Source organism: Neobacillus solisequens (assembly GCF_051233465.1).
Taxonomy (GTDB): domain Bacteria; phylum Bacillota; class Bacilli; order Bacillales; family Cytobacillaceae; genus Neobacillus.
Genome location: NZ_JBKFGJ010000006.1, coordinates 188,709 through 208,712 on the forward strand (window position 1 = coordinate 188,709; position 20,004 = coordinate 208,712).

Annotated in this window: 17 protein-coding genes; 3 read left to right on the forward strand and 14 right to left on the reverse strand. The window is 39.7% G+C overall.

From position 1 onward, the window contains the following. Position 1: 1 nt before the first annotated feature. The 12 genes from ACI3K6_RS08465 to ACI3K6_RS08520 form a co-directional block, all read right to left on the reverse strand. Positions 2-781 (reverse strand): ABC transporter ATP-binding protein, encoded by a 780-nt coding sequence (locus ACI3K6_RS08465; RefSeq protein ID WP_435554454.1) that lies wholly within the window; start codon positions 779-781, stop codon positions 2-4. Further along, positions 771-1,721: a branched-chain amino acid ABC transporter permease gene (locus tag ACI3K6_RS08470; protein WP_335474118.1), complete on the reverse strand. Its 951-nt coding sequence runs from the start codon at positions 1,719-1,721 to the stop codon at positions 771-773. Before ACI3K6_RS08470 ends, ACI3K6_RS08465 begins: the two co-directional genes overlap by 11 nt. A 15-nt stretch (positions 1,722-1,736) precedes the next feature. Continuing rightward, the gene (locus ACI3K6_RS08475; RefSeq protein ID WP_335474116.1) at positions 1,737-2,618 is read right to left on the reverse strand and encodes a branched-chain amino acid ABC transporter permease; all 882 of its coding nucleotides are present in this window, start codon (positions 2,616-2,618) and stop codon (positions 1,737-1,739) included. A gap of 102 nt (positions 2,619-2,720) precedes the next feature. Continuing rightward, complete coding sequence (locus tag ACI3K6_RS08480; protein WP_335474114.1) at positions 2,721-3,896, reverse strand: ABC transporter substrate-binding protein; 1,176 nt, start codon at positions 3,894-3,896, stop codon at positions 2,721-2,723. Positions 3,897-4,254: 358 nt separating this feature from the next. After that, positions 4,255-5,451 (reverse strand): MFS transporter, encoded by a 1,197-nt coding sequence (locus tag ACI3K6_RS08485; protein WP_435554559.1) that lies wholly within the window; start codon positions 5,449-5,451, stop codon positions 4,255-4,257. Between the two features lie 1,681 nt (positions 5,452-7,132). Beyond that, positions 7,133-8,986, reverse strand: coding sequence for an ABC transporter ATP-binding protein (locus ACI3K6_RS08490; RefSeq protein WP_435554455.1), 1,854 nt, complete (start codon positions 8,984-8,986; stop codon positions 7,133-7,135). Position 8,987: 1 nt separating this feature from the next. Beyond that, entirely contained in the window at positions 8,988-10,709 is a 1,722-nt protein-coding gene (locus ACI3K6_RS08495) for an ABC transporter ATP-binding protein (protein ID WP_435554456.1), read from the reverse strand. A 113-nt stretch (positions 10,710-10,822) separates the two neighbouring features. Continuing rightward, positions 10,823-11,158: an ASCH domain-containing protein gene (locus ACI3K6_RS08500; RefSeq protein WP_435554457.1), complete on the reverse strand. Its 336-nt coding sequence runs from the start codon at positions 11,156-11,158 to the stop codon at positions 10,823-10,825. Positions 11,159-11,256: 98 nt separating this feature from the next. Then, positions 11,257-12,054 (reverse strand): ABC transporter permease subunit, encoded by a 798-nt coding sequence (locus ACI3K6_RS08505; RefSeq protein ID WP_435554458.1) that lies wholly within the window; start codon positions 12,052-12,054, stop codon positions 11,257-11,259. Between the two features lie 29 nt (positions 12,055-12,083). Further along, positions 12,084-12,881 carry an ABC transporter permease subunit gene (locus ACI3K6_RS08510; protein ID WP_435554459.1) on the reverse strand — a complete coding sequence of 266 codons (798 nt, stop codon included), beginning with the start codon at positions 12,879-12,881 and terminating at the stop codon, positions 12,084-12,086. Positions 12,882-12,887: 6 nt separating this feature from the next. Continuing rightward, positions 12,888-13,772: an ABC transporter ATP-binding protein gene (locus ACI3K6_RS08515; RefSeq protein ID WP_435554460.1), complete on the reverse strand. Its 885-nt coding sequence runs from the start codon at positions 13,770-13,772 to the stop codon at positions 12,888-12,890. Between the two features lie 12 nt (positions 13,773-13,784). After that, positions 13,785-14,441 carry a TetR/AcrR family transcriptional regulator gene (locus tag ACI3K6_RS08520; RefSeq protein ID WP_435554461.1) on the reverse strand — a complete coding sequence of 219 codons (657 nt, stop codon included), beginning with the start codon at positions 14,439-14,441 and terminating at the stop codon, positions 13,785-13,787. A 155-nt stretch (positions 14,442-14,596) separates the two neighbouring features. On the opposite strand from ACI3K6_RS08520, the gene pepT reads away from it, so the two are divergent. The 3 genes from pepT (at position 14,597) to ACI3K6_RS08535 (ending at position 17,732) form a co-directional block, all read left to right on the forward strand. Next, positions 14,597-15,829 (forward strand): peptidase T, encoded by a 1,233-nt coding sequence (gene pepT / locus ACI3K6_RS08525; RefSeq protein ID WP_435554462.1) that lies wholly within the window; start codon positions 14,597-14,599, stop codon positions 15,827-15,829. A 756-nt stretch (positions 15,830-16,585) separates the two neighbouring features. Beyond that, positions 16,586-17,281 (forward strand): polymorphic toxin type 44 domain-containing protein, encoded by a 696-nt coding sequence (locus ACI3K6_RS08530; protein ID WP_435554463.1) that lies wholly within the window; start codon positions 16,586-16,588, stop codon positions 17,279-17,281. A 46-nt stretch (positions 17,282-17,327) separates the two neighbouring features. Beyond that, positions 17,328-17,732, forward strand: a complete 405-nt coding sequence (locus ACI3K6_RS08535; RefSeq protein WP_435554464.1) for a DUF5412 family protein — start codon at positions 17,328-17,330, stop codon at positions 17,730-17,732. Positions 17,733-18,689: 957 nt separating this feature from the next. Here ACI3K6_RS08535 and ACI3K6_RS08540 read toward each other — a convergent pair. Both ACI3K6_RS08540 and ACI3K6_RS08545 read right to left on the reverse strand, forming a co-directional pair. Next, complete coding sequence (locus tag ACI3K6_RS08540; RefSeq protein WP_435554465.1) at positions 18,690-18,971, reverse strand: hypothetical protein; 282 nt, start codon at positions 18,969-18,971, stop codon at positions 18,690-18,692. Positions 18,972-19,053: 82 nt separating this feature from the next. Then, positions 19,054-20,004 carry a phosphotransferase family protein gene (locus tag ACI3K6_RS08545; RefSeq protein ID WP_435554466.1) on the reverse strand — a complete coding sequence of 317 codons (951 nt, stop codon included), beginning with the start codon at positions 20,002-20,004 and terminating at the stop codon, positions 19,054-19,056.

The following is a 20,004-nucleotide window of genomic DNA, read 5'->3' on the forward strand; positions in this document are numbered from 1 at the left end:
GTTAAGAGACCTCCTCGCCCAAATACGCCTCGATGACTTTTGGATTATTTCTGATTTGTTCCGGAGTACCATCGGCAATTAGTTGGCCATGATCCAACACATAAATTCGCTCGCAGACTCCCATTACTAAACCCATATCATGTTCAATTAATAGAATTGTTAGCGAGAACCGTTCACGAATCAAGGCTATTAAATTCATCAGTTCTTCTGTCTCCTGAGGGTTCATCCCAGCCGCAGGCTCGTCCAATAATAATAATTTGGGATTCGCCGCAAGTGCTCTGGCAATTTCCAAACGGCGCTGTTGACCGTACGGTAGGTTTTTCGCCTGCTCATGCATCACCGAGTCGAGCTTGAAAATTTTTAAAAACTCAATCGCTTTCTCCTCCATTTCCTTTTCTCCGGAAAAGTGAGAAGGGAGACGAAAAATGGAGCTAATAATAGAATGCTTGGCTAAGGAATGATAAGCTACCTTAACATTATCTAATACAGATAATTCACCAAATAAACGAATATTTTGGAACGTTCTGCTGATCCCTTTTTTTGTAATACGATAAGGGGCCTGTCCGTTTAATTTCTCCCCATCTAGCGAGATGCTTCCTTCAGTTGGAACGTAAACACCTGTTAATAGGTTGAAAAAAGTGGTCTTTCCCGCACCGTTTGGACCAATAAGGCCCACTAGCTCGCCTTGATTTAATTGAAGGTTTACAGCAGAAACTGCCTTTAATCCGCCAAATCGGATCCCGGCATTCTCTACTTTAAGCAATGGTGTATTAGTTCGCATTATGAGACCCTCCTTTAGCAGGCTTTCCAAGTTTTAAGAAAGAGGTAATTTCCTTCGTTCCCATCAAGCCTTGCGGGCGAAATAGCATCATCACAATGAGCACGAGACTATAAATGACCATCCGAACCTCTGGGTAATTGGATAGGAAAGTTGAAATAATCGTTAATAAAATCGCAGCAATCACAGAGCCAGACAAGCTACCCAAACCACCAAGCACAACAAAGATTAAAATATCAAATGACTTTAAGAAGCCAAAGTTGGTTGGCTGAATAATATAGAAATTATGTGCATGTAAGGCACCTGCCACACCTGCAAAGAAAGCACCAATCACAAAGGCAATAACTTTGTAATAGGTTGTATTGATTCCCATTGCATCTGCAGCAATTTCATTTTCCCTAATGGAAATACAAGCACGTCCATGTGTAGAATTTGTAAAGTTTACAATGACAATAATCGTAATTAGAACACAAGCAAATAGCCAAGGCCATGTTGTGAAGTGGGATACGGTCATACCGCTCGCTCCACCGACGTAATCAATATTTAAAAAGACAATCCGCATGATTTCGCCGAATCCTAAAGTGGCAATCGCCAAGTAGTCCCCTCGAAGTCTTAATGTAGGAATCCCGATAATTAGACCAGCAATGGCTGCTGCTATACCGCCAACTAGTAACGCCACCGGAAACGGCATTCCCAATTTCATTGTGATAATCGCTGACGAATAGGCACCCACGGCTAAAAACCCAGCATGTCCAATCGAGAACTGTCCGGTAATCCCTATGATTAAGTGCAGACTGACAGCCAAAATGATATTAATCCCCATAAAAAACAAGGTATTCACATAAAAGGAATTCAATATCTCCCCATTAATAAGAAATTGGACGACAACTCCAAAAACAACGGCTAAAACGACTGATGCCCAAAACCCTTTTCCCTTTTTCATCGCTTAAGCCACCTCCTAAACCTTTTCCCTGACATTTTTTCCAAAAAGCCCTGCTGGACGGAAAATCAGGATCAGAATCAATACAACGAACGCTACCCCATCACGCCACAGCGAGAAGCCTGCTGCGCTGACAAGAGCTTCAATAACACCTAATAACAATCCGCCAGTCATGGCACCCGGAAGGATTCCGATACCGCCCAATACGGCAGCAACGAAGGCTTTTAACCCAGGTATAATCCCCATCAATGGCTCAATTTTCGTATAGTACATTCCAAAAATAACACCTGCTGCTCCTGCTAAAGCTGAACCAATGGCAAATGTAGCGGAAATGGTGTTATTAACATTAATCCCCATTAATCTTGCTGCATCCATATCATGAGAAACAGCACGCATGGCTTTACCGATTTTGGTTTTATGAACAATGAATTGCAGTAAAATCATTAGAACGATCGAAACAGCCAAAATGAGAATCGATTCGCCACTAATTTTTACTCCGAAAATTTCCAAACTCTTTAAGTGAACAATGTCGTTTGGATATGCTTCTGGCTGTGCTCCGCGAATGTAGATGGTTCCATACTCAATAAACAGGGAAACACCAATGGCTGTAATGAGTGCCGCAATTCTTGTTGCATTCCGCAAAGGCTTATAAGCGATCCGTTCGATCAACACCCCGAAAATGGCGCATGCCACCATGGCAATAATTAATGCGGAGAAAAATCCTAAATGAAACATTGTAATGGAATAAAATCCGATAAATGCACCGACCATGAAGACATCTCCATGGGCAAAGTTAATTAATTTTACAATTCCATATACCATTGTATATCCAAGGGCAATTAACGCGTAAATACTCCCCAAGGAAACACCGTTGACTAATTGCTGTATAAATTGCTCCATTTTTGTTGCTCCTTCCCTAGAGGATAGGAAAAATTTCCTAATAAATTAAAAGGTGAATAGGGAACACCTGAATGCTCCCTATTCATTTAAACGCTATAAAATTTAAGGGTTAACCTTCGTTTTAAACGTTTGCTCGCCGTCTTTGTACTCTAAAATAACAGCAGATTTAATTGGGTCATGGTTTTTATCGAGTTTCATTTTCCCGGAAACTAGTTCTAAACCGTCCGTTTCTGCAAGGGCCTTTTGAATTTTCTTGGAATCGCTGCTTCCTGCACGCTTAATGGCATCAGCAAGGAAGTAAGCTGAGTCGTATCCTAAGGCGTTAAATGCGTCTGGTGATTTACCATCATATTTAGCTTTGAAGGCTTTTACAAAATCCTGAACCTTTTGATCGCTGTCTCCAGAGGAATAGTGGTTAGTGATAAACGTATTATTAAGCGGGTCTTTGCCGGCAATTTCTACTAGTTTAGGAGAATCCCAGCCGTCTCCACCCATCATAGGAACGCTTAATCCTAGCTCGCGGGCTTGTTTCACAATTAATCCAACTTCTTCATAGTAACCAGGAATAAATACGAAATCCGGATTTTTGGACTTAATGTTTGTTAATGTTGCATGGAAATCCGTGTCCTTAGCTACATATGCTTCCTCCGTTACTACCTTTCCGCCTTTCTTAGCAAAGGACGATTTGAATGCAGCCGCAAGTCCCTTTGCATAGTCACTGGAGCTGTCTATTAAAATAGCAGCTGTTTTTGCTTTTTCTTCTTTAGCAGCGAAGTTGGCAGCAACTGTACCTTGGAACGGGTCAATAAAGCAGGTACGGAATACGAAATCATTTAATTTGCCGTCTTTCGATGTAACGGTTGGGTTCGTTCCGGTAGGTGTAATAAGCGGCACTTTATTATCTTGGGCAATTTGAACTTGGGCTAAAGTATTCGTACTTGTTGCCGCACCAATAATGGCAGCAACTTTATCTTGGCTGACTAGTTTGATAGCACCACTTGTTGCTTCTGAAGCATCAGACTTATTATCCACCGTAACAAGTTTTAACTTTTTACCGTCTACTCCATCTTTATTGATCTCTTGAATAGCTAAATCTAGACCTTCTTTAATCGATTGACCGTAAGAAGCCACCCCGCCAGAAAGCTCAAGGTTTGCACCAATCTTGATTTCTCCGCCTTTGTCTTCACTGCCGCTAGTACTTGCCGAGCCACAACCCGCTAGGACACCTGCCGCCATCATGAAAGACATAAAAATACCTGCTACTTTCTTCTTACCCATTGCATTACCCCCTAATTTTTTTACCGATCCTCTTTTTTCCAAATTTTTTAAAACAATTAATATTCTGAAAACATTGTACATAATATTTTAAAGTTCGTCTAGTCTTTATATCTTCTATTTTAAAATAATTTAGAAAATAACAATTATTATATTGTAGATAGTGGAAATCACTGTAAACCCGATAAATAAGATAAGAATTTACATTTTATCAGAAAAGAAAAACACTTTTTTTATTATTTTGTCTAAATATTAGACGACGGATTGAATAGGGACAAACGTTTTACAAAAAGTATGATAAATTTACAAATTCAGTAAAAGCAAAGAGGCCTCCTTTTTGCAAGAGGCCCCTCCTATATTCCTACGCTAGTTCTTGTTTTTTCGTTTCTTTTCCCAATACAAAAACGGCCACAGCTCCGATTAGTACAGAGATGCAAAAGATTGTAAAGATTGTCGAAACTGGCATCTTTTGTGCAACAAAATATCCAACTAATAATGGGCCGAGCACACCGCCAATTCTACCGACAGCAGCGGCCATGCCTGAACCTGTGCCGCGAACAGCGGTAGGATATTGCTCAGGTGTGTAAGCATAGAGTCCGCCCCACGCACCAAGGTTAAAGAAGGATAACAAAATTCCAGAGGTCATCAATAACGCTGTGGAATTAGCTGTTCCAAAGAAGTATGCACTTAGAGCTGTCCCGAGTAAGTAAACAACTAAAACAAATTTTCGTCCAAATTTTTCAATACACCAAGCTGCCGTAAAATAACCCGGAAGCTGCGCCAGTGTCATGATTAGGACATATTCAAAGCTCCTAATTAAACTAAACCCCTTCATCACCATTACACTTGGCAGCCATAAAAACATCCCATAATAGGAGAACACGACACAGAACCAAACAATCCAAAGCATACCCGTATTTCGGCTGTACTCCTTGGACCACAATTTCCCTAAGTTTTGAAAAACAGATGTTTTTTCTGCCCCTTTTATGGCCGAGAATCTTGGTGAATCAGGAATCCCAATTCGTAGATATAAGGCATAAAGAGCAGGAAGGGCACTAATGACTAAAGCCAATTTCCATCCGTAATTAGGAATGATAAAGTAGGAAATAATCGCAGCAATTAACCAGCCGCCTGCCCAAAAGCTTTCCAGTAGGACTACTGTCCTGCCGCGCTTTTCAGCTGGGACGCTTTCGGATACTAGAGTGGAGGCAACAGGAAGTTCTCCGCCTAACCCCATTCCGATTAAGAATCTTAGAACTAGAAAAGCAGATAAGGTATTTGTAAGGGCAGAAGCACCACTGCCAAGGGAAAATAATAATAACGTAATAATAAAGACATGTTTTCTTCCGATGCTATCCGCCATTAAACCAAAAATCAGGGCACCAACTGCCATCCCAATGGAATTGATTGAACCAATCCAGCCCATTTGTCCCGGCGTTAATCCCCATTCCTCTTTTAATGCCGCAATAATAAAGGAGAGCATGCCCACATCCATCGCATCAAACATCCAGCCCATTCCAGCAATGCCCAGAAGCCTGCGCTCGGATATCTCTTTCATATTGTTCAATTTACTACCTCCTATTCATCTTCTGCTTTCAATTATTATTTCCTAAAAGCGTTGATTTTAGGGAATATATTTAGATAAAGAATAACAAAAAATATTTTAACAGTTGTCTTTACATGTGTCACTTACTATTTTTTTCAGTGTATAGGTTCTACGTTTCCAATAATGCAGTCAATCGTGTAATAAGGGTAGATAGACGAGGTCTACCTTCCACAAAATGTAGTTACTCCTGAAAAAAGGGAACATAGAAAGTCTCTACGTTCCCCAAAATAAAACACCTATTACTTTTCCAATTGGAGGGGCTTTATGAACTCTTCCATAACAACCGGAGCCCCCATTTTTTTATTCACGCGGTCGTTATGAGCCCTTCTTAACGACTGGATCCCTTATCTTTTCGCCTGCAAAGGATTTTTGAGTAGGTCCATGTCCTAAGGCGTGGTTTCTTTGGACATGAGGGAGCTTATTTTTCAAGTTTATGTTTGACGGCGAAGTTTCTTCAGACACGGTTGCTTCTTTTATGCTAGTCCATGTCCAAAGGCGTGGCTTCTTTAGACACGGTTGCTTCTTTTATGCAAGTTTATGTCTGAAGGTGAGGTTTCTTTAGACACGGTTGCTCCTACTATGCTAGTCCATGTCCGATTTCGAAGCTTCTTTAGACAGAGGGGAGCCTTTTATTCAAGTTCATGTCTCAAGGCGTGGCTTCTTCAGACACGGTTGCTCCTATTATGCTAGTCCATGTCCGATTTCGAAGCTTCTTCAGACACGGGGGAGCCTTTTATTCATGTTCATGTCTGAAGGCGTGGTTTCTTCAGACACGGTTGCTCCTTTTATGCTAGTCCATGTCCGAAGGCGTGGCTTCTTCAGACACGTTTGCTTCTATTATGCAAGTTCATATCTGAAGGCGTGGTTTCTTCAGACACAGTTGCTCCTTTTATGCTAGTTTATGTCTGAAGGCGTGGTTTCTTCAGACACGGTTGCTCCTTTTATGCTAGTCCATGTCCGAAGGCGTGGTTTCTTCAGACACGAGGTAGCTTTTTATTCAAGTTTATGTCCGAAGGCGTGGCTTCTTCAGACACGTTTGCTTCTATTATGCAAGTTCATATCTGAAGGCGTGGTTTCTTCAGACACAGTTGCTCCTTTTATGCTAGTTTATGTCTGAAGGTGAGGTTTCTTTAGACACGGTTGCTCCTACTATGCTAGTCCATGTCCGATGTCGAAGCTTCTTTAGACAAAGGGGAGCCTTTTATTCAAGTTCATGTCTCAAGGCGTGGCTTCTTCAGACACAGTTGCTCCTATTATGCTAGTTTATGTCTGAAGGCGTGGTTTCTTCAGACACGGTTGCTCCTTTTATGCTAGTCCATGTCCGATGTCGAAGCTTCTTCAGACAAGGGGGAGCCTTTTATTCAAGTTCATGTCCGAAGGCGAAGTTTCTTCAGACACGGTTGCTCCTTTTATGCTAGTCCATGTCCGAAGGCGTGGCTTCTTCAGACACGGTTGCTCCTTTTATGCTAGTCCCTGTCCAAAGGCGTGGTTTCTTCAGACACGAGGTAGCTTTTTATTCAAGTTTATGTCCGAAGGCGAGGCTTCTTCGGACACAGGGTGCTCTTTTATGCTAGTTCATGTCCGAAGGCAAGGCGTCTTTCCTTCTAAAACAGTCCTCCATTTAAATAACGATCTAATTCCCCGCACCTTCCACATTCTTAAACTGACTAGAAAACATCTGGTAATAGCGCCCTCTCTCAGCCAGCAAGTCCTCATGATTCCCGGATTCAATGATCTGCCCTTTGTCAATAACCATAATATTATCAGCATCACGAATGGTGTTGAGGCGGTGGGCGATAATGAAGCTGGTGCGATTCTCCATTAATTTCAACAGTGCCTGCTGAATGTGAAGCTCTGTCCGCGTATCGATGCTGCTTGTCGCTTCATCTAAAATCAATAAGGAGGGTTTTGCCAACATGACCCTGGTAATTGCCAGCAGTTGCCTCTCACCTTGACTTAAGTTTCCGCCATTTTCCGAGAGTTCAGTCTCATATAGGCGCGGCAGCCTTCTAATAAAAATGTCCGCTCCTGCCATTCTTGCCGCAGCTACTACCTCGTCATCGGTGGCATTTGGCTTTCCATATTTGATGTTTTCTTTAATTGTTCCGGAAAATAAATAAGTATCCTGTAAAACAAAGCCGAAGCAACGTCGTAAGCTGTCCCTTGTATATTCCCGGATGTCTCGGCCATCTAATAGAATTCTCCCGCCAGTCACGTCATAGAAGCGGGTCAATAGATTCACGACCGTGGTTTTTCCTGCACCTGTTGGGCCGACTAGTGCCGTACTGCTGCCAACGTGAGCTTCAAAGCTGACATTCTTTAAAATCGGGACATCAGGTCGATAACCAAAGCTGACATTTTCAAACACCACATGACCCTTCGGATGTTCCAAGGAAATGGCACTTGCTTCATCCTTAGGCTCTTCTTGTTCGTCCATCATTTCAAAAACCCGTTCTGCCCCCGCCACTCCTGACTGAAGAATGTTAAAGATATTAGCAAGATCATTAAGCGGTCTGACAAACTGCCGTGAATAGGTGATAAAGCTGGCAATGGCACCAACTGTAATATGCCCCTTCACCGCAAGGATCCCCCCGACAATCGCCACAACCGTAAAGCCAAGATTATTAATCACGTTCATAATTGGCATTAAGAACCCTGACCAAATTTGAGCCTTAAGGCCGACATCACGAAGCTCTGTATTCACCTTCTCAAACTCTTCAATTACCTTTTCTTCATGGTTAAAAGCCTTGACCACTTCAATACCAGAAATGGTTTCTTCAATATGTCCGTTTAATTTTCCTAGCTGAACCTGTTGGTTTTTAAATAAGATACTGGTTCGTTTGGCTATGGTTCGGGTTAGTAAAAACACGAGCGGGACGGTAATCATGCTAGCCAAGGTTAAAATCGGACTTAATACCAGCATCATGATCAGCGACCCTGCGATAACAATCGCACCTGACATCAGCTGAGTCGTCGATTGGGAAATCGTACTGCTGACGTTATCCACATCATTGGAAAGTCGGCTCATCAATTCCCCATGGGTACGGGAGTCGAAAAAAGCAACCGGAAGCTTTTGCAGTTTTTTAAAAATAGAATCCCTTAATCGCTTCACAATCCGTTGGGAAACACCCGCCATTAGCCAGCCCTGGAGAAAGGTAAGGACAGCATCAGAAATATAAGCGATGGTAAGTACGATCATCATAATTTCCAAGAAGGTAAAATCGACTTTTCCATGCTTCAACGTCAAGGCATCGATGGCTTTTCCGATGAGATAGGGATTCATCAAGACCAGTGCCGAATCGATTATAATAAATAAAAAAACCAGAGAAAGTTTGTTTCGCTCTTTCCCAAAATAGTACCAAAGTCTTTTTAAAGTGCCTGTAAAATTCTTCGGTTTTACTACTGGACCACGGCGATGTGCTACGCCTGGCCGCAGTGGCGGAGGACCCGGAGGATTGTTACGTTGCTGTTCTGTTCCATTTGCCATGTTACAGCACCTCCTTGCCCATTTGCGAACGGTAGATTTCCTGATAGATTTTGCACTCTGCCAATAATTCTGTATGGGTGCCCATACCAACGATTTCCCCATGATCGAGGACGATAATTTTATCTGCATCCAAAATCGAGGTGATTCGTTGGGCAATTTGAATGCAGGTCATTCCTTGCGCATACTTCCTTAAACCAGCCTTCATTTTCGCTTCGGTAGCGACGTCAACCGCACTGGTGCTATCATCCAATATCAAAATGTCCGGTTTTTTTAGTAAGGCTCTGGCAATGGACATCCGTTGTTTTTGCCCTCCAGAAAAATTGACACCGCTTTGACCTATGCGAGTCTCATAGCCTTCGGGCGCGACGGCAATAAAGTCAGCCGCGCAGGCAATTCTGGACGCTTCTTCGATATCCTCCTGTGTGGCATCTTCTTTTCCCCAGCGGATATTCTCCGCAATACTTCCCGAAAATAAGATATTTTTTTGTGGGACAATCGCCATTTTCTCCCTTAACTTCTTAGGATTAATATAACGAATCTCCTCACCGTCAACCTTAATCGTCCCACTCAAGGCGTCATAAAAACGGGGAATCAGCCCAACTAACGTACTTTTTCCTGACCCGGTTGAACCTATAATGCCCACCATTTCACCTGGCAGAATGGTTAAGTTAATATTTTTTAAAACAGGCTCACCACCTGATTCATCATAGGAGAACGATACATTTTCAAAATCGATTCTTCCAGAGCCAGGTTGCAGTGTTTCCTTCTTCCACGTCAGATGGCTCTCCTGCAGAAAGACTTCATTGATCCTTCCTGCAGAGGCTCTGGCCCTGACAAACATATTGAAGACCATAGAAATCATCATTAGTGAAAATAGAATTTGCGTCATGTAGTTAATAAATGCGATGATATGACCAACTTGGATATCCCCGTTGTCTACTCCCCAGCCACCCAGCCAAATCACAGCGACAATACCCAGATTAACGGTAAGCATAATCGCGGGGCTAAAAATGGCCATCAACCGGTTCGCTGCAACAGATTGATTTTTAAACTGCTCATTCGCCTTGGTAAACTTGCCGATCTCCACATCAAACCGATTAAACGCCTTGACTACGCGAACTCCTGATAAATATTCTCGCATGACACTATTGACCTTATCTAACGCATTTTGCACTTTGGCAAATAACGGGAATCCCAATCGTAAGTTCGTCATAATTAAAACAGCAACAAAGGGGACGATAACCGCAAGGACAACAGCGAGGTGAAGGTTTAACCGCGTTGCCATGATGAGCCCGCCAATAGCGAGCAGCGGGGCCTTCACAAAGATCCGCATGAGACCATTTACAAACACCTGAACTTGGGTCACATCATTCGTCAGCCTTGTAATTAAGGACGCACGGTCAAATTGGTCTAGATTTTTAAAGGAAAGACGCTGAATTTTATGAAATAAATCAGACCGCAGCTCCGCGCCAAAATTTTGAGAAACAATACTTGCCAGAATACTTCTGGTAGAGGCGCTGACAGCTCCAACAGCTGTAATAAACAGCATCAGTCCACCCATCTTTAACACATAATGAATATCTTTGTCTGCGACACCAACGTCAATAATTTTTGCCATAATGGTTGGCTGCAGCAAATCACAAATAGCCTCAAAGGTGAGAAATAAAACAGCTAAACTGAAGGACTTCCAGTACTTTTTACTATATTTTGATAAAAACTTCATGTCCCCACCTCAGAATAATGCTCTAATAAAGCTATTATAATGACGTTTCCTTCGAGACACCAAATAATTAGTCCGGACATAAAAAAACGGCCCAATAATTGGACCGTAACACTTTACTTTACTGGACTGAATTCATGTACCCAGACTTTCATTTGCGGAAGCCAAGGCATCCCCGGGTGGATAGATAGAATGGATTGCTTATAATCCTCCAATGACCCGAAACCCTCACGGCGGGCATCGTTATCTGTCAACTCCCCAAGGCTCTGCTCATACACTCTGTCTACTACAAATTGCTGACTATCTAACGTCATTATTTCACCAGGATCAGCGTATCTGCCGTTTCTTCTAGTCGCTGTTTTTTCACCGGAAAGCACTTTCTTCACATCTGCTTCAAGCGTAACTAAACGTTCAATCGTACATGTTTTTGGCGGTAAATTAGTTTCACTCATATTAATTCCTCCTTTTTCCAATTCAACAATTTATTTTATCACTATTTCCATTGTAAAAAAAGTGAAAAGGGCACCTCCTATTTAGGTACCCTTACATTTTACACATTCAAATCTCTTTTTTCATAAAAAACAAACGTTATAGCAGAAAGCGCGGCAATTAAGATCACGGAGATAATGACAAAGCTGATCTCCAGCCCACCGCCGAACATAATATTTTTTGCTTCAAAATATTTAAATGGTGTCAGATATTTCAGGCCTTCTAAATCGTCATTTAAATCAATAGCCATTGATAATAAATAGGTCAACATCAGGACACCCGCAGATATTGATGCTGCTGTTTTTGGCCGTTTTTTAATCGAAGCGATCGCACTGCCGGTGACCATAAACAAAACTTGCAAAATAAACATCGCTAACATGGTAATGGCGATATCCCCGTTCACATCTTCACCGTTACTATATTTCCCCATAATGGAGACTAGCGAGCCATAGGTGACAAGATTGAAGATCACGATATTGACGAAAGAAGCAGACAATTTTGCTGTAATAATCGTTCGTCGTGAAACAGGCTTAACAAATAAGAACTCAGACGTTTTATCACGTTCCTCTTTGGCAATAATCGTGGCGCCCAGCATCACGGCATGAATCGTCGCCATTAATAACAAATACAAAAACAACATCGCATAGTAGCCGCTGATCTTGGATAAGTCCATAGCTCCGAATCCCAGGATCGCTCTTAGCGATTTAGGCATACTTCCAATCATATCGTTGATGGATTGCCCGGATGACTTGAAGGCGGAATACTTTTGCATGCCAGATACCACCATCAGGAAAACTCCGATACACCAGAATATTAATGATTTTCTATGAGACTTTAACTCTTTTAAAAAGATATTCATAACCAACCCTCCAGTCCCGGCCATTCGGATTAAACAGCATGGATGTCCTTTTTGAGATACACGAAATAGCTTGCAGCAATCGCCAGCAACATAATGATGGCACCCGCGATTAAAAAGGAAGCCTCATAGGCAGAGTGCTTAATAATATAGGCGGTGTCAAAATATTTAAACGGCGAAAGATAACGTTTAGCTGTTTCACCAGTTGTATCACTAAACATCCCTAAAAAGTAGAAGGCAAAGACAGTTGGCAGCGAGACACTCAGGACTGATTTCACCTTTGGAATTAGCACTGATAAAATAACCCCCATGGCCATGAAGATCAGTTGAATAAATAACATCGTCAGCGACAAGAGGATAAATATTTTAAAGCTGAAATCATCCGTTCTCACCTGATAAGCAATCACACTAGCGGAAGCCAAATAAATGATATTGGTGATGATCAACGATGCAAAGACCGCGAGCAGTTTGGCTGTCATGACCGCAGTACGTGTTACCGGTTTCGTTAATAGAAAGTCAGCTGTTTTCTCCCGGACCTCCTTACTAACAATGGACGTCCCGTAATTCATAGCTTGGATGGCACCACACAGCGTAACAAATGACAACGGAAAGCAATAGAATCCGAGAATCGTAAAGAAAGAGCCAAGATGAATTCCCAACGCCTTTCTTATTGGTTCCGGATAGCCCTGCAAGACCTTCATAAAATCGTCAGCATCCTTTGCAAAAGAAGGGTAAAGCGACATATACAGGATGACAATCAGCGTTAACGAAATAGACCATATAATTGTGGACTTGCGATAGGCCCTTAATTCATGAATAAACATATTCATCGCTTCCTAGGCCTCCTTTTCATAGTAATGCATAAAGATCTCCTCAAGATCAGGCTCTTCAATCCAAAGATTGACGACATCAATTTCAGCTATTTTTCTCAAAACATCATTAATATTTCCTTTAAAAATAAAGCTGGTTATGTTCCCCTTCACCTGTAAATTGTTCACACCAGAAATATTGAAATAACCCTCGCCGAGTGGCGCCTGTGTCTCCACCTTGAACTTTTTATAGTTATTTTCCTGTAACGTGCTAATTTTCTCAACAGTGACAATTTCACCTTCTTTAATGATGGCAACTCGGTTACATAGGCGTTGAACCTCGCTTAAAATATGAGAAGAAAATAGAATCGTTGCGCCTTTTTTGTTTTCAGCCTCCAACAGTTCAAAGAACTTTTGCTGCATCAATGGATCCAATCCGCTTGTTGGTTCATCCAGAATAATTAGCTTCGGTTCATGCAGCAGACCCTGAACAATCCCGACCTTTTTTTTGTTTCCCAGTGACAGATCGTCTATTTTTTTATGGAGATCCAGGTCCATGATTTCGGCCAATTCTTTGATTTTTTTACTGCAATCTTTTTTATAAAAACTAGCCGAATATTTTAATAGGTCCTTAACCTTCATATTGTCGTAATAAAATACCTCTGACGGCAGATAACCGATTTCCTTTTTGACTTCCGGGGCAAATTGAATGCAATCCTTGCCAAAGATGGTCGCGCTACCGCTCGTTGGATAGATCAATGACAACAGCGTCCGGATAGTGGTGGATTTACCGGCACCATTTGGCCCGATAAACCCAAAAATCTCGCCTTCCTCGACATTAAAGCTGATATTATTAATCCCTCGTGATTTTCCGTATGTCTTTGTCAGGTTTTTGATTTCAATGACATTCATCATGACAGCCCCCTATTTATAAAAGCATTTCGCTAAGATTTCAAGATACTCGTCGGCAATTACTTTAACTTCTGCATAATTAATTTCATGTGAAGGAGAATGCCTTACCTTCATCCTTTCCTCTTCACTCACTTTTTCAAGCGTCCAAGTAATGATTTTCAAGATTTTCGTTACATCCACATCATCCCTGAACTTCGACGTATCAATTCCTTCAAAAATCTTCCCGAAATTCACTTCACTAAGCTGCTTAATCTTAAGCTCCATTTCTTGCTTAACCTCATTTGAATCCTCAAAACACGCTGATTCCATAAATTTAAACAGAGCCGGGTAGTCCTTCTGCAGCTGCATTTTCAAAATGACCGCCTTTTGAACCCTCGCAAAAAAGTCCTTTTCATCCAAATCAACATGTTGGTAATAAGCATCAGCAATCATTTCATAGCAATAGTCAAACAGGAAAAAGTATAACTGTTTTTTGTTTTGAAAATAATGAAACAGCAAGCCTTTTGATATCTCAGCTCCTTTTACAATCTCGTTTGTAGAGGCCTTATCAAATCCTTTTTGGGCAAATTCATTAATGGCTGCATTAATGATTCTGTCTTGCTTTTCTTTTTCGAGATTTAAAAACTTTGAGTACATGCCGGCAGTCCCTCTTCCTTTACTTTTCGCCATTGACCACACCGGTCAATTACATTGTATTCCCTATTGACCAGTGCGGTCAATCTATTTTTTGTGACTTTTTTTAAAAATATTCTTATTGCGTGTAACCGCTTCATACTAGTGATAAGATAAGGAATGTACATAAAATTTAGGAGAGTGTGGAAATAGTGAAAAATGAATTAATTCAACGATTTACTTCCTATGTGAAAGTGGATACCCAATCCGATGAAAACAGTGAAACTTGCCCATCAACACCGGGGCAGTTGACCTTGCTGCGAATGCTTGTCGATGAACTCAAAAATATTGGCATGCAAGAGGTCACAATGGATGAGAACGGTTATGTAATGGCGACACTGCCAGCAAATACGGATAAGGACGTGCCGACAATCGGATTCTTAGCTCATGTCGATACTGCCACAGACTTCACTGGAAAAAATGTAAACCCGCAGCTCCTTGAAAACTATGGCGGCGGCGATATTGTATTAAATGAAGCCTTAAATGTCATCCTGTCACCAAAGGACTTCCCAAATCTCGCCAATTATAAAGGACATACATTAATTACCACCGATGGGACTACTTTACTTGGCGCCGACAATAAAGCGGGTGTTACTGAAATCATGACAGCCATGGCGTATTTGATTCAGCATCCTGAAATCAAACACGGCAAGGTCCGCGTTGCGTTCACACCTGATGAGGAAATCGGAAGAGGGCCGCATAAGTTTGACGTTGCAGCCTTTAATGCGAAGTTTGCTTATACCGTTGATGGCGGGCCGCTCGGGGAATTGGAATTCGAAAGCTTTAATGCTGCCAGTGCAAAAATTACCATTAACGGCACGAACATCCACCCGGGTTCTGCAAAAGACAAAATGGTCAACTCCATGAAAATTGGCATGGAATTGCATAGCCAGCTTCCGCCGCAGGAAGTACCAGAGCATACCGAAGGATACGAAGGATTCTACCATTTACTTTCTTTTAATGGGGATGTAGAACAAACAAAGCTTTCCTACATTATTCGCGACCATGATAAGGACATTTTCAACAAACGAAAAGCTACAATGGAGACCATCGTCAACCAGCTAAAAGAAAAATACGGGAACGACACCATTCAACTTGAACTGAAGGATCAATATTACAACATGGGTGAAAAGATTAAACCTGTAAAGGAAATTGTGGAAATTGCCCAGCAGGCCATGGAAAGCCTGGACATTAAGCCGATCATCCAGCCAATCCGAGGCGGTACCGACGGCTCTCAGCTATCCTATATGGGACTTCCTACTCCTAATATCTTTACTGGCGGTGAAAACTTCCACGGGAAATATGAGTTTATTTCCGTTGATAATATGATCAAAGCTACCCAGAACGTGATTGAAATTATTAAACTGTTTGAGCAAAAGGCATAATACAAAAAAGCTAACCGTTTGTGAGGGCTATAAACTTTAGAATATTGTTTCAATATTTTATTTAACGTATGCATCAAAAATACCTCTAGTCCTTTTATTCAGTAATACGAAGAACAAGAACGGACGTTTCGTTTTTTGAAATTTATATAAAAAGTACTCGACTTTTGTTCATTTTCTGAATTTCACACCTACAAGTCTTTATATTCCAATTGTAAATAGAAAAAAAAGGATATCCATATGGATATCCTTTTTTTCCGTCGCAACCGGTAGAGAGTTCTAAGCCTTCGTTTTGATTATAGCATCGAGGTTCACCAGTAGTCCTAATATTTCTAAAGAAATAGGGTTTTCGTATACTTCCTCTACAATCTTCTGATTAATTCAAGAACATTTTAGGAAACAGGTAGCAATGAATTAACTGAAGAGTGCCACGGATGATAGTACATTGTATTTTATGTTATTGCCCTAAAGGCTAAAAGAATGCCATTAAGGCAGCCGAAACTGTTTAAGTAAAAGAATTCGAATGTACCAAATGAAGAACCTAGCTTTATATTAATTATATAAAAATAACAAAAATGTAAAAAAATACTAAACTTTTAATAATTTGTATGATATAGTTACTAATGTCATAAACTTCCAGGAGGGATTTCAATTGTTTTTAGAAAGAAAAAAATCTGTATTGTATCAACATTTTTAATTTCAATTCTTTTTATTTCTACTTTGACTGGAAATAGTAAAGTTTCTGCTGCAGAAAGCGATTTGATAAAAAATACAAGCACTTCTAACGCTGATTTATCAACTATTTATTCGGACATGTCTGACATACCAGTAGAAGATTCAAATATTAAAGAAGAATTGTCAGATGAACAAAAAGCAATGATAGAAAATCTTATTTCATCTCAAGTTAAAGAATTTGAAAAAGAACAGGCAGCAATTGAACAAGAAATTGAACAAGAACGTTTGAGTGTAAATACTTCACCTATAGCTACTGATTACCTTAAATCAACTAAATTAACAGATTCAACGGTTGTAAAGCTATATCAAACAAATTTGAAACAAGCACAAAAAATAAAAAGTTCATATAATAAAATAAAAACATCCAATGGCACTGTGGCTGCCAATACTTACAGACTTTCAATCTTTTACTCATTGGTAAAATCAAATGGTCCCTGGGATTTAAAAAGAAAATTAGGAAAAAATACTAAGTATATTTTCAAAGATTCATATAAAACAGGAGAATATATTGGAAATCACCATTATGGTTATATGGGTAGAGCAATTGGATTTAGCACAACAGTTTTAAAAAGCGCAGCTGGAATGTATCAAGTGTATAGTAATACATCTAATTGGGGATTTATCTCTTCATATTTTGACGATCCTTCTGATCAAGCAGCTATTACAGATGGATATAAAGATTATGATAATGGATATAGATTTGGATTAATAATAGCGTAATATTTTCAATTAATATAGAATAGAGTTAAAACATAGGAGAATGACATTGAAAAAAATAAGTTTATTTGTAATACTACCTATTTTTATAGTGATTACCATTCTGATTTTTATCTTAAATTCTTTATTTTTTAATATCAGTCTTGATAAACTTAATGGAACTGGTGAAAAGAAAGAAGAATATATATCTCCTAATGGAAAATATAAAGCTGAACTCTTTATTATTAATAAAGGTGGAGCAACAGTTGATTTTCAAGAAAGAGTATCTATTACATCTTTAAAAGATAATAAGAAAGAATTCAAGGATAAAACAATATATTGGTTGTATCCATATAAAGAAGATACATCGGCTAAGTGGAAAGATAATAATACAATTATTATTAATGACAAAATAATAAATATTCATGATGAAAAATCATATTATAATTGGAAAAAAGATGATGATTTGAATTAAAAAAGGCCCTATAGAGTAGACATGAAAAAGGTTGCGACGGGACAAATATTGCCATTTGGAACAGCTGTTCCAAATGCGGCCAAAAAATTTTAGAGTGAATTTAAGAAGGAAAAGCCGTCCTATGTTATAGGACGGCTTTTTACGTATTTACTTAATAAATCCTTTTATTTATAAATCTTTTAATTTAAATTCTAAATGTTTAACAGGATAGTATATTACTGGTTTACATTACAAATAGGACCAGTATCAGCGTTGCTGTAATATATTAGAAAATAGCCTAAACCTTTGACGAACCGAGCGATTGAGGAAATCGTCTATAAATATACGAAGTCCTTTATTATAAAAGAATGGCCCCACATAAATTAAGCACACCTATGCTACAAACCAATGGAGATATTCCTTTGATTATGTAGCTGCTAGGTCATATTTCTTCAGATATTTCCTTGCTTTATATTATTACGACCAGAGAGAAAAGGCTAGAAAAGCTTCAGAGGCATTAGATCAGCGGAGGAAGAAAGAACAATAATTCTTCGTAGGTCTATCAAGCTTTGTTAGAGGAATATATTTGAATCCAAATAGAATACCTTTCGGATTAAAAAATAGGGGGTGCTCTCGTTCACATTAGCGAGGTTAAAGCAGGGCTAAAATGTGACTGTGTATTACCCTATGCTTATTTGCACCCTTTAGTTGCAAAAAGGGCCTTAAAAGCAAGTTAACAGAGGGTAGATTATAATGAAAATAGACATACTTATTTCAAAAGTAATAAAATAATGAATTAAAATTAAACCCTTGTTTATAAAACAAGGGTTGGTGCACATTGTTCCCTCCAAAGTTTGTTTCTACCCGAGGGTTATTTAAAAATGATATCATCAGTCAAGTATATATAAACTCATTTAAAGTATTTTGTTTAAGCAGGTGGTATAATCCCTAAGACTAAAAGAATAAAAAGCACCAATCCTATAAACAGAAAAATTGAGGAAGAAATAAAAATTGGCCTCTTCTAAAAATGAAAGGTTCTCTTTTTTGAATAATCCCTGTTTGCCCACTTAATTGAGAAGAATGTAGATCGGCAATTTTTCCCCCACCCGTTGAAAAGAAAAACGAAAGAACAGCAAAAGCCAAACCTGTAAGAAACATTACCTCGATAAATCTTACTGAAAATTTTAACGCAATAAAATAAGTTATGATTGCTTCTAGGACAAAGGTTATTAGCATTATAATAACTTTTTCGATTTTCATAAATTAACCTATATTATGAAAATTTTACCTATTAATATTATATTAGCAGATTATTAGAAATCATTCATTATAATTAAGCTAGTTAGCTTTTTGTATCAAATAAGATCTCCGTACATTGACGCAGATTTTCTATGGTTTCGGACAATTGAGTTTCAAGCTGCCTTTTTGACCATTTTGCCTCTTTGGCTTGCAGGTCCTTATTTATTAGCAGGATCATCCAGAAGGAAAAAGCAACTGAGAATAGATAGTATTCCTGCTTAAATGTCTGGGAATCCACTTCCCATTCAACCTGTTCCAAATATAGATCCAAGATTAACTCCCGCAATGACTTGGACATTTGTTTCGGAAATGTCGGATGGGAGAGATCGATCATATGATATAAATCCCAATATGGGACATTTAAATGTGTATGCTCCCAATCTAACACTATGATTCTATCTCCTGCTATGGCAAAGTTACCTAAATGCAAGTCCCCATGAGACAAAACCTGCCTCTTTGAAAATATGAAACTACTTAGCAATGTAAAAATATAATGAACAGACTCAGCGTCAAGACCCAGGAAGGGAAGCATTTCAAAAAAATACTCTCTATTCGCAAGCACTTCACCCGTTATTTCCTCAATTGGTGGCTTTAGTCCTTGTAATTCCATATCCTTATAATTCTCGGAAGGAAGGGAATGCCACCAAGCCATATATCTCGTAACACCCAATACACTTTCTTTATCAAACATATGCGAAAGAGCACCAAGGTCTTCAAGAATCATCCAGCTGGTTTCAGGGTGGTGATGGTTGGAGGAGGCAATGATCTTCGGAAAAATAGCTGGGAAGTTGGAGAGAATATGATCATGGACCCACACCTCTTTCCCGATTTGCTCATTATTGGTCAAAGGTTTAAAAATATATGATTGATCAGGATTAAGATAAAAGCGTTCAACAAACCTGCCATTCATCCCTTTATAAAGGCTTTCCCTTTTTAAAATTCGCTGCTCATTTAACGTTCCATCCTCAAGGATGATATCTTTTGGCAACCTCAT